Genomic DNA, 12,439 nt, shown 5'->3' on the forward strand with positions numbered 1-12,439 from the left:
CTATCTTTTCTTGTTTACTTTTTTTAATGCCCTGCCTTAGCGTTGGCGTCCATTTTTACTTGACTCAGCGTCCGCAGACAGTAGATACCGAATATTAAAATAACGGCATAGCATAGCGCTGGAATGATAAACGAATCCTGTACACCGATCTTATCGGCTAAATAACCTTGTACAATAGGAACAATGGCTCCACCTAAAATCGCCATAACGACTAAGGATGAACCTTGGCTTGTATACTTTCCCAACCCTGCAATAGACAAGGTATATATATTTGAAAACATAATCGAATTAAAAATCCCTATGCCCAGCACGCTATACATCGCCCAAATACCCGTATTTAATATGGTAGAGGCCAACAAGAAGACGTTTATCGTGGCAAATACCACCAACGTTCTTGCCGGAGCAGATTTACCGATCAAGAATGCGATAAAATTCAGTGCAATAAAACCGAGGAAGAATGAAATTTCGGAGAAACTAAGACTTACTACACCATATATCACCAAGAATACGGCTAACGCGGTCAACAGCATATAAATCGTTTTCTTGCTCTCCGCAATTTCTTGACTTAGCGATATGGCGCCAAGGAACCGGCCAATCATCGCGCCGCCCCAATACAAAGCAAGATAGTTTTTACTCACCGCCTCAGTAAATCCCATCACTTCTGGGAGCTCCAAGAAACTGATAATAAAGCTTCCCACAGCGACCTCGCCGCCCACGTAGCAAAACATCGTACCTACGCCGTACATAAGATGTTTAAATTTTAACGCGCCCCAACCCTTCACAGGCTCCGAATCATCCGTTTGGAATGAAGGTAGTTTCACCCGCGAGATCATTAAGGCTACAAGCAGTAAGATACCACCGAAGATGAGATAGGGTAAACGTGTTGCCACGGCGCTGAAACTGCCATCAGGCGAAGAAAATAGTTCGAAGATTAAATGTCCGCCCAAGACGGGCGCTATCGTTGTTCCGAAAGCATTGAATGCTTGCGTCATGTTTAAACGGCTAGACGCAGACTCTTCCGGTCCTAAAAGCGATACATAAGCGTTTGCCGTAATCTGCAGCACCGTAAAACCTAAGCCTAAAACGAAAAGTGCGCCTAAAAATAGTGGATACGATGAAAGACTGGCTGCTGGATAGAATAGCACACAGCCCGCCGCAGCGAGAAATATACCAAATAAAATTCCTTTTTTATAGCCTACTTTATTGATCGGGTCTTCTACCAACGTTGAATAGAAAAAATAGATTAGGGATCCAATAAAGTAAGCTCCGAAGAAGCAAAACTGCACCAACATGGACTCAAAGAACGTTAACGAAAAAAGCTGTTTGAGATAAGGTATTAAAATATCGTTCATGCAGGTAATAAAGCCCCACATAAAAAATAATGCTGTGATGGTAATTAAAGGAACGAGGTAGTTCTGTTTAGTCGTTGTTGTCGTTTGCATCTTTATTATATCAATTGTCAAAGGTTTTCAACAGCGTCCCGGCCCCTATTAAACAGTGTTTTGCGACACCAAATACCGTTTCCCTGCAAAAAACACACTGTTGTTTAGCAAAAGAATAGATCAATTGAAAGAAATCCATGGAAAACGTGCTCGCCCAATAAACATTTGCCCTATGCCTTTGCGCTAGCCTAAATTTAATTTGCAAAAAATTTCCCTCAATCGACACCTCTCTTGCGTCTTAAATGCGCTAAAACCATTTAATAACTCTAAAAGAGGCGATGCAATTGTACACTGAATTCGGCGAAATTCCAAATGCATAGCAAAAAACTTGTGATAAAAAGTAAGTGCCCACTTTCGAACCTAGAGAAAATGACAAGCCTCGGCCTACCAATCTGGGTAAATTTTGAAAATCTTCTCGGACGCTGTAATGAACAGGTAAGCATGTTGCTTTCCGCCAAAACAGACATTTGCAGTCCACTCGGCCGGTACGTCGATGTGATGGATTTGCTGGCCATCTTTGTTGTAAATGAAAACTCCCTTTCCGGTAAGGTAAACATTTCCTCGATCATCGACAGTCATGCCGTCTGAGCCCTTTTCACAGAAAAGCCGTTTGTTGCTGAGCGTTCCGTCGCCGTTCACATCATACACGAAAGTCTTATCTGCGCCTATATCTGCAACGAACAAGTGTTTGCCATCGGGCGAACCGATGATCCCGTTAGGTTTATCGAGTGCAGCATCGATTTGAATTAATTTTCCCTGCTGCAGCATATACAAGGCCTGCGGAAGCTCGCTACTGTCACGCTGCCAATAGTCACGGTCGTAAAATGGGTCGGTAAAATACATAGTACCGCGATCAGACACCCATACGTCATTTGGTCCATTTAGCAGCTTATTTTGGTAGCCGGTGACGAGCACATCGACAGCTTTCGATACCGGGTCTATTCGCCAAAGTTCATTTTTTTCATCAGCACAGGAAACGATAAAACCTTCCTTGTCCATAAACATTCCATTGGACCGTCCAGCTGGCTGCATAAACAAGGAAAGTAAACCATTGGTATCATATTTCCAGATGCTGTTATTCGGCTGGTCGGTAAAGTAAATATTGCCTTGCTCATCTGCTGTGGGGCCTTCTGTGAATGAAAACTGTGCGGAGATCTCAATTAGTTTACCTTTAAGCTGCGCCTTGCTATAAAGCGTGGTTAGTATCATTATCATAAAAAATACAGTTTTCATATCCTGCTATTAACATATGATAAACGGGATCGTTCTGAAAAAAAATAAAATGTTACAAAACAAAAATGCCAGATATGAAGTTTACGAGTTGACAATTTCCTAAGCAACTAAAAAATAACATGTTGTAACAACAACGTGTTTTGAAGTTGACTTTTAACATTTTTTTTTCAAATCATGTTAATAAATTGCGTGCCGTATCAAATCGTAAGAGTAGCGAACAAAATAACTTACATACACTTTAAATCAACACGTTAAGCATTGCTTATTCAATCTTTATGAGACAAAAATCACTAGCACGATGTGCACGACTGTTCGGAACAGTTGTTGTGCTCACCACTATGCTCTTTGGCCACGCTTTCGCTCAGCAGCGTACCCTTAGAGGTGTCGTCAAAGACGGCAGCACACTGGCCCCCATCGCCGGCGCCAGCGTTAGCGGTGCCGACCGCTCCAATAGTACCTTAACGGACGAACAAGGAGCATTTACCCTAGGTGTAGACGCATCGACGGCAAGCCTGCAGGTTACCTTTGTAGGTTATGAAGCCCAACAGGTGCCCGTTGCCGATCGCGATACCCTATCGATCTTTTTAGTCGCTGTAGACACCAAGCTGGAAGAGGTGGTCGTTACCGCGCTGGGGATCAGCCGCGAGCAAAAATCGCTTACCTACTCCACACAGCAACTGAAGGGCGAGGAGCTGACGCGGGCAAAAGGCACAAACATGATTAATAACATCAATGGTAAAGTCGCGGGTGTTAATATATCCTCTTCGTCGTCCGGTATTGGCGGCTCCGCGAAGGTTGTCCTGCGAGGAAATAAATCGGCTTCCGGAAGTAACCAAGTATTATATGTTATCGACGGTGTGCCAATCAACAACAGCTCTTCGGGGGTACAGCCTGGCAATATCTTTGGTGGCGAGCGCGACCCGGGTGATCCTATCGCCCTGATCAATCCGGATGATGTGGAAAGCATGTCGGTTTTGAAAGGTGCATCAGCGGCGGCGTTATATGGTAGCCAAGCGGCAAATGGCGTTATTTTGATCACGACAAAATCCGGAAAAAACGGGCGTACGACGATTGATTTCTCGAGTAGCGCACAAATTGAAACACCAGCCGTTTTGCCGAAGTTTCAAAACAATTACGCACGTGGTACTGATGGCGAAAACACCAATTCCCTAACCAGCTGGGGCGCAAACACTGCGGGCGGCGGTGGTGATCAAGTCGGGTCGTTTTTCCAAACCGGAACTAACTTTACGAACTCTATCGGCCTTTCTCGCGGAAATGAGCATATGCAAACCTATATCTCCTACGCCAACACATCGGCCAAAGGGCTACTCCCCGAAAATAAACTGAATAGACATAACATTAACCTCAAGCAAACAGCCAACTTTTTTGATGACCGTTTGACCTTGCAAGGTGGTGCCAATTATATCCAACAAGATTTGCAAAACTCCCCGCTGACCGGGTTTTATTTCAATCCTATCGTGGGATTGTATCTCTTTCCAAGAAGTTTAAACCTGAACGACTACAAAACGTTCGAAACTTTCGATCCCGCGACTAATCAATATGTGCAAAACTGGCATTCCCTGGGTGATAGTGAGACTACGCAACAAAACCCGTGGTGGATTCAAAACCGAAACACGTCCACTTCAGACAAATCACGGCTTATCCTAAACGGTAGCGCGAAATTTAATGTCAACAATTGGTTGAGTTTGCAAGCACGCGGTAGTATGGATCAAACGACAGATGTTTACGACAGGAAATTGTTCGCCGGTACACAGTCGATCATCGCGCAGCGCAACGGTGCCTACAACTACTCTAAAATTACCATTACGCAGAAATATGCGGACTTTATTGCCAACTTCAATGGCAATATCACAGACAAGCTAAAATTCAACGGGCTTGTTGGTACCAGCATTACCGATTGGAATACTGAAGGCATGTCCTTTAACACCGGAGCGACCGGTTTGCGCATAGCAAACGTATTCGCCATGCAGAATACGACAACGCCTATCACACTGACCGAACCCACTAATCGCAGACAATTGCAATCGGTATTTGCCAGCGCAAACTTCGATTATGATGGCTGGATGTTTTTAGATCTTTCCGCGAGAAACGACTGGTCGAGCACCTTAGCCTTCACGGATACACCTTCGTTTTTCTATCCTTCGGTAGGACTTAGCGCAAACATCCACGAAAAATTAGGTCTTCCAGATTTTATCAATTTTATGAAAATTAGGGGATCTTGGGCTGAGGTCGGAAATGATTTGCCGCCATACAAAACGAGACTTTTGAATACGTTAGGTAATTTTGGAAATATTAACATCAATACGGTCACGTCATTAGCAAAATTAAAACCCGAAATCACCCGCTCTATCGAGGCCGGTACGGAGTTAAAGATGTTCAATAACCGGTTAGGTATCGACTTTACGTATTATAAAACGAACACGAGAAACCAATATTTTGAGATCGCCGCTAGCGAAGCCAGCTTGTTTGGTACCTATGCGATCAATGCAGGTAATATCCAAAATGAAGGTGTCGAGTTATTGGTAAATTACGATGCTATACGTGGTGAAGATTTTAATTGGTCTACTGCGGTAAATTTCTCAACCAATAAAAACACCATCATCGCGCTAGACGACGCTATCCAGCAGTTTTCGATCACAGGCGAAAACCGCAGCAATTACGCGTCTCGGTTTGAGGTTGGCGGATCCTTCGGTGATATCTATGGTATTGACTTCGCGCGCGATGAGCAAGGCCGTATCCGTTTTAGTGAAGACGGCGTACCGTTAAAAGGCTCAGACTATGTTAAATTGGGCAATTCGAACCCACGTTGGCAAATGGGATGGAGCAATACCATCAACTATAAAAACTTAGGTCTTTACTTCTTGATCGATGGCAAGTTTGATTATGACGTGCTTTCGATTACCGAGTCCGTCATGGATGGTTATGGTGTCTCTGCACGTACCGGTGCCGCACGTGATGCTGGTGGCGTTTCCGTAAACGGTGTATTACCATCTGGTGAGGCGGTAACGTCCGTGGCACCACAGACCTGGTATACTACGGTTGGCGGTATAGGTCCGGTTACAAGCAATTATATGTACAACGGATCAGCTATCCGCATGCGTGAAATAGCCCTGTCTTACAACTTTAAGATAGATAGTAAATTTGTAAAAGGACTTCGTGTTGCCGCTACTGGGCGGAATCTGTTTTTCTTGTATAAAGATGCGCCTTTCGATCCAGAAACTTCGATGTCTACCGGAAATGGCTTAAGCGGTATCGACATTTTTATGATGCCTTCGAGCCGCAGCTACGGACTATCTTTAAACGTTAACTTTTAATGACCTACAACATGAAAATTACATTCAATACGATATATACCCGCTATAAGCTCCCCCTGGCTGCACTTGCGATAGGTGCCACGCTAGGGCTTACGAGCTGTACAAAAAACTTCGAAGACTTCAACACGAACAATACGGGGGTTACACCAGAAGATCTTTTGCCCAATGCCGAAAATCTTAAATTGTACTTCACCACTGCGCAGCGTGCCGTATTAAATTTTTCCGGCGGAGGTGGGCCTAACTCCTACCAATTGCAGCAAAATTTGATGGGTGATGTTTACGGTGGATACTTGATGAGTGCTACGCCATTCAACAGTGGACAAAACAACACGAACTACGCGCTTGTGAACGGATGGAATACCGAGCCTTTCAAGGTACTGTATCTGAGTGTCCTCGGCCCAATCAAACGTTTGGAGGAAACGAATTTAAAAGAAACATATCCTGCGGTGTGGGGCTCTGTGCTTGCGATCAAGGTATTGGCAACAAGCCGCGTAACCGACATCTACGGCCCTATTCCGTATAGTATAGTCGGCAACAATACCACGACGAGTATTCCTTATGACTCGCAAGAAGAGGTGTATAACCAACTTTTCACGGAACTGGATGAGGCGCAGTCGCTTTTAGAAGCGTATGTGAACGGAACCAACCGGGAAGAGCTTCCGCCGAATTTGGATGAAATAGACCTGATTTATAGCGGAAACGAAAATACGGTACGATTTACGAAATGGTTAAAGCTGGTGCACTCGCTACGCTTGCGGCTAGCTATGCGCATCGTGAAGGTTAACCCTAGCCTCGCTCAACAGCAGGCGGAAAAATCATTAAGCAGTGGCTATCTTTTCGAAAGCAATACAGATAATGCCAAAGTACGCATTGACGAAGAGGCGGGCTTCTTGAATCCCTTAGAATTTATCTCAAACAACTGGAGTGATATCAACGTTAATGCATCGCTCGAATCTTACCTTGTCGGCTATCAAGACCCACGCACCGCAAAATACATAGATCGGGCAAGTGGTTCAGGAGTCGAGGGCTACAAAGGAATACGCACAGGCGCTATCGCTTTAGTGAAGGAAACGTATGCTCGATATTCTACGATCAACTTCAAAGATGGCGCTACACCATCCTTCACGCCTACCACGCCAATGATGTTGATGACAGCAGCAGAAGTTTATTTCCTCCGCGCCGAGGCAGCGCTACGGGGCTGGGCTGGCAACGGTGGTACGGCAAAAAGCCTATACGAGACGGGTATCCAAACATCGTTCGAACAGTGGGGAGCCACAGGCGCAGCTGCCTACATAGCAAATAGCAGCAACATGCCTAGTGCTTATGTAGACCCCTTAAACAGCAGAAATAATGCCGCGCAGCCTTCGACGATTACGATACAATGGAACGAAGGCAGCGCGCAAGAAGAGAAACTAGAACGCATCATCACGCAAAAGTGGTTAGCCATGTTTCCTGAAGGCCAAGAGGCGTGGTCCGAATTTAGACGTACGGGGTATCCGAAACTCTTCCCTGTTGCACAGAACAACAGTGGCGGACTGATCGATACGCAGGTGCAAATCAGAAGAATTCCGTTCAGTCAAAATGAATACAACACCAATGCCGCGGAGGTTCAAAAGGCGATCGGTCTTCTAGGTGGAAGCGACAACGGTGGGACAAGATTATGGTGGGACGTAAACCGAGCAAATTTCTAAGGTAAATTTCGCGCGAAAGCTTAGCGATGCGTATCGCGCCAATGCCATGGTCAGCAACCCTATTACAAGGTTAATGACCATGGCATCTTTTGTTAAAAGCGAGGTTAATAGCGGTAAATTTATAGGCTGTAAAACCGATGCACGTGTTCGGTTGTTGACTAAGGAAACAATAAGCATAACGTGCTAGCAGTAGCATATCGCATTATTATCTTATGGAACGAAGAAAATTTTTAACACAAGCCGCGTTGGCCTCTGCAAGCGTCGCACTGGCAGCAGCGCTACCGGCTACCTTATCAGCAAATCCTATGCATAATATAACAACATTAACAGGCAGCTCTTCCAAACGCTTTCGTCCGCTCCACAAAGCGGGCCTTGGCGGCGTCGCTATAGGCAATGGGTTCCAACAGCATTCCGATGTAGCCAGTCTACAGACTATGGAAGCCGCTTGGAATGCCGGCATTCGCTATTACGACACTTCACCATGGTATGGTTTGGGTATCAGTGAACGCCGCATGGGCATGTTTTTAAAGGATAAACCGAAAGAACAATTCACGATCTCCACGAAAATAGGCCGTATACTGGAACCGCATGAGAATTTCCAGGCAGACGGTTTACTTTGGGAGGGAAAAATGAATTTCAAACACCGGTATGACTACAGCGCAGCGGGGGCACGAAGGAGTGTGGAAGATAGCTTGCAGCGATTAGGTCTATCATCGATCGATATTGTTTTTATTCACGATTTATCTCCGGATAATGGCGATATGAAAGACAAGTGGACAACGTACTTTGCCGAGGCCGCCAATGGGGCGATGAAAGAACTCACAAAAATGCGTGAAGAAGGTCTCATTAAAGGCTGGGGATTGGGCGTTAACACCATAGAACCTATATTGAAAACTTTGGAAGTGGCCGATCCGGACATCTTTTTGTCTGCCTGTCAATATTCCTTAATAGAGCATGAAGCTGATTTGGATAAGGTGTTTCCGAAAGTAGCGGAGAAGGATGTCTCGATCGTCGTAGGCGCGCCACTATGCGCGGGCTTCTTGGCAGGAAAAGACCGTTACCTATACAGCGGTAAGTTTCCCGCTGGAGTTAAGGAGAAATTAAAGGCCCTGCAACAGGTCGCACAAAATCATGGGGTAGACTTGCGTACTGCTGCATTGCAGTTTGCTGCGGCACCCGATGTCGTTTCTGCGGTGATTCCTGGTGCCAGCAATGCACAGCAGGCCATCGCAAACACCGAATCTTTCGAGGCCAAGATTCCGGCAGACTTCTGGAAAGAACTGAAGGCCGAAAAATTGATAGCGGCACACGCGCCAGTGCCGGCCGTTTAAACCGGCATCAGCGATACCAGCTACGCCGTGAAGCCATGAAAAATCGATAGCGTTTTTCATGGCTTTATCAGTTAAAAACCTTTATTTAGGAAAAAAGAAGGATAATGACCGAAAAGCTCCAATTGGCATTTGAACATTTTGATGCCTACAATAAACGCGATCCACAGACCTTTGCTTGGCAAGGGAAAAGCTACCCACAGGAATATTTCTTGGCGATGAAACTATGGGAATGGGTAAATAAACTAGACCCACAAGCGAGCGAACCCTTGCAACTAGCTTCGCGCTGTCAGCATATCGGGCGATGGGAAAGCCCGCGCAACAATTATCCAATGGATAGAGCCGGCTACCTGTTGTGGCGTAAGGAACTTGCCGAACACCATGCCGCGGTAGCGCGCGCCATCGTAGAAAAGGTTGGCTTCAACGAAGGAATAATCGTCGATATGGAGCAGATCGTCATGAAAAAAAAGATTAAAGTAAATCCTGATGTGCAAACCATGGAAAATGCGTTGTGTCTTGTTTTCCTGGAATTTCAGTACGAAGACTTCTTTCCGAAACATCCGGATAAAATTGTCACCATCCTGCAAAAGTCGCTGTTGAAGATGGATGCACATGGTCACAGCTTCGCCCTGCAACTGCCCTATTCTGAAGCTGGTTTAGCACATATACAAGCCGCTTTAGATCAGCTTGCCAAATAGGACTAGATTAACAGATGCTGCCATGACTAAACGCGCGAGCGAGGTAAAGGGTCTGTTTGAAAGCTTACAGGTCGAGTTGGAAGCTTACAGGTCGAGTTGGAAGCGACCGTTGTCAAATAAACGCCCTATTGATTGAAAAAAACGTTTGCTACCCTCCTGTGTACAGCAAGAGGGTAATTAAACGCCTTATAACACTGCTTTTTTAGTCCCTAAAACTTATAGCCAAAGGTTAGTCGGAAATTCCTGGGCAGCTCGGCTTGCCAAGAATAAACCGGTGTAGAAAAATAATCATCATAATACGATCCGCCCGCTAGCAAGTAGCTGTCCGCCAAATTTTGCACGTTAAATATCACAGTAAAATTATCCTTGTGATAGCCCAACCCGGCATCAAAACGTAGATAGTCTGGCAAATTCCATTCCGGATGATCGTCGGAGTAAAAAGCCGTTGTACGATCTACGTTAGTCGTCATGCCAGCACGAAAGCTTAAACCGCTTAAGGCACCTGCTTGCAGATGGTAATCCAACCAAACGTTAGCAATATGCCGATCCGCGCCAGATAGACGCTGCCCAGCATAGAAGCCTTCGACCTCGGCATTTACTTTCGTAATTTCAGCATCGGTGAACGCGTAGTTTGCTACGACATCAAATCCAGGCGCAATACGCCCCATGATGTCAACCTCTATGCCGCGAACACGTTTTTGGCCTATTTCAATATTTTCATTTGGACGAGGACCATAGGCTGTGACCTCATTGTTTTTCAAGATTTGGTATGCACTAACCGTAGTGCTTAAACGGTTATTAAACCATGCGCGTTTAAGCCCCAATTCCATAATATCGCCGGTTAAGGGCTTAACAGCCTCACCGGTATATAAAACACCGTTTTGAGGAATGAAAGATTGATCGTAAAGCGCGTAGGCTGAGGTGTTCCTATCGATAGAATACGAAAGACCAACTCGTGGAGTTATCTTCTTGCTTTCAATGGGATCACCACCCCATGATGCTTGTGACATAGCCGTGTAGCGAGCAGCTAAGGTAAGGCGGAGTTGGTTATCAAAGAAGCCCAACTCATCCTGTAGGTAAGCGGAGGAATAATGCGTTTGTATAATGCCGCCGCCAGCCGCCGCCCGAATTTTTAAAGGAGTTGACCGGTTGAATGGTGTATATGGAAAATCTAAGCCATATTGAGGATCTCTGGGGTTAAATTCACCACCATTCAAAGAATCCAAAACGAACGATTGGCTCCAATCGGCATAATAGTCTTTTCTTCCGAAATCTAAGCCACCCAAGATGCGATGTTTAACGGCACCGGTCTGCAAGTTGCCGTTAACAAAAACCTGGCCTAAGGCCATCGTGCTGGTGGCATCCCAAATGCCGGTCTGCCGAACCACATCACCGTTTGCCAGCACATCCTTCGGCCAACTGTTAGCACCAATCTGATCGTAGCTAAAATAGGCCCCCTGAGCCGTCAATTTCCACTGCTCGTTTAGGTTACGCTCTAAGGTTAAAAAGATGTTTTGATCATTCACTTTTATTGGCTCTAGCCCTGGCGACGAAAATGTGGTTTCTCGAGGAAGAGCTTTATAGCCGACAGGCGAAAAGACGTATCCCGAACCTACATCAGTCATCTGTGCACGCTGGTAGGTATACTCTAATGTAGCTTTTGTCTTGTTATCCAATTGATAGGACAAAACCGGCGCAATCACCAAACGCTTATTTTCCTCGAACGGCCGGAATGAGCCCTTAGTATCACCCGCAATATTCAAGCGATATAGCAACCGCTTATCTTTTGATAGCTTACCATCCAAATCTACCGTAGATCGATAACTGGAGAAACTGCCCATTGAAAAGGTTACCTCCCCCCTCTCCACACCGGTCGGCTTTTTTGTAACGACATTATAAATCCCGGCCGGATCACCGCTGGACATCATAAAACCCGCCGGTCCCTTGACTATTTCAACCCGCTCCACGACAGACATATCCTCAGACAATGGGCTCCAAAACGAAGAGACGGCATTCATACCGTTTCGGAACGCTTGGATTTTTGAGCCGCGCATATTCAGGTTTACATACATATCGTTCCAATGCGACAAGCGGCTTACACCGCTCACATTGCGCATCAAACCATCCGCCATGTTAAAGATCTGTTGCCTCGCCATCAAATCAGCGTTGACAATTTGTACACTTTGGGGCAGTTCGATTAACGGTGTCTGCACGCGAAGTGTCGGCGACGTAATCGTTTCTACTAAAGAAGCCTGGCCTTCGACCACGACTTCCTGCAGCATATGCTTATCCACGGACAACAACAAGTCGAAGCGTCTCTTTTCGGCATCGTGTAAGTGAATGGTATCCCGTTTGGTTTGAAGGCCGATATGGGTAGTGGAAAGCGCATATATCCCTGGTTTTAGGTTTCGGAAACCATATTCTCCAGCGCTATTTGCCTTTGTGCGTAAACTATCATTCAAAACGATAGTTAAATCGCTGGCAATTTCGTTATCGCTCGTCCGAACGACACCGCTAATGGCACCTGTTTGTGCGTAACTGCTTAGTGCAACACCCAGCGCGGGGATGAGCAGCATTTTACTTTTTGTTTTCATTGAATCGCAAAACTATATCTATATTGTTATTTAGACCAAATATAAATAAAGAATGCAGTAAACAAAATTATTTAATAAAAAGATTTAAATGTGACGTGGTCCTATGCTGGATTAAAAG

The 12,439-nt window shown here is 45.5% G+C and carries 7 protein-coding genes; 4 read left to right on the forward strand and 3 right to left on the reverse strand.

The annotated features are described in order from the left end of the window. Positions 1–23: 23 nt before the first annotated feature. Both B0I21_RS13070 and B0I21_RS13075 read right to left on the reverse strand, forming a co-directional pair. A complete protein-coding gene (locus tag B0I21_RS13070; protein ID WP_133640931.1) occupies positions 24–1,442 on the reverse strand; it encodes a sugar MFS transporter in 1,419 nt (472 codons plus the stop codon). Between the two features lie 384 nt (positions 1,443–1,826). Next, the gene (locus B0I21_RS13075; protein ID WP_208292340.1) at positions 1,827–2,657 is read right to left on the reverse strand and encodes an SMP-30/gluconolactonase/LRE family protein; all 831 of its coding nucleotides are present in this window, start codon (positions 2,655–2,657) and stop codon (positions 1,827–1,829) included. A 293-nt stretch (positions 2,658–2,950) separates the two neighbouring features. Here B0I21_RS13075 and B0I21_RS13080 point away from each other — a divergent pair, with 293 nt between their 5' ends. From B0I21_RS13080 to B0I21_RS13095, 4 genes are all read left to right on the forward strand, one after another. After that, positions 2,951–6,010: a SusC/RagA family TonB-linked outer membrane protein gene (locus tag B0I21_RS13080; RefSeq protein WP_133640933.1), complete on the forward strand. Its 3,060-nt coding sequence runs from the start codon at positions 2,951–2,953 to the stop codon at positions 6,008–6,010. Positions 6,011–6,021: 11 nt separating this feature from the next. Then, on the forward strand, positions 6,022–7,701 hold the full coding sequence (locus B0I21_RS13085) for a RagB/SusD family nutrient uptake outer membrane protein (RefSeq protein WP_133640934.1): 1,680 nt from the start codon (positions 6,022–6,024) through the stop codon (positions 7,699–7,701). A 212-nt stretch (positions 7,702–7,913) separates the two neighbouring features. Further along, the gene (locus B0I21_RS13090) at positions 7,914–9,032 is read left to right on the forward strand and encodes an aldo/keto reductase (protein WP_133640935.1); all 1,119 of its coding nucleotides are present in this window, start codon (positions 7,914–7,916) and stop codon (positions 9,030–9,032) included. Positions 9,033–9,136: 104 nt separating this feature from the next. Beyond that, positions 9,137–9,727, forward strand: a complete 591-nt coding sequence (locus B0I21_RS13095; protein WP_133640936.1) for a DUF4202 domain-containing protein — start codon at positions 9,137–9,139, stop codon at positions 9,725–9,727. A 209-nt stretch (positions 9,728–9,936) separates the two neighbouring features. Here the strand turns inward: B0I21_RS13095 and B0I21_RS13100 are convergent, their stop codons facing one another. Next, positions 9,937–12,321, reverse strand: a complete 2,385-nt coding sequence (locus tag B0I21_RS13100) for a TonB-dependent siderophore receptor (RefSeq protein WP_133640937.1) — start codon at positions 12,319–12,321, stop codon at positions 9,937–9,939. Between the last annotated feature and the right edge of the window lie 118 nt (positions 12,322–12,439).

Origin of the sequence: Sphingobacterium paludis, from assembly GCF_004364125.1 — a bacterium.
GTDB classification, from domain to species: domain Bacteria; phylum Bacteroidota; class Bacteroidia; order Sphingobacteriales; family Sphingobacteriaceae; genus Sphingobacterium; species Sphingobacterium paludis.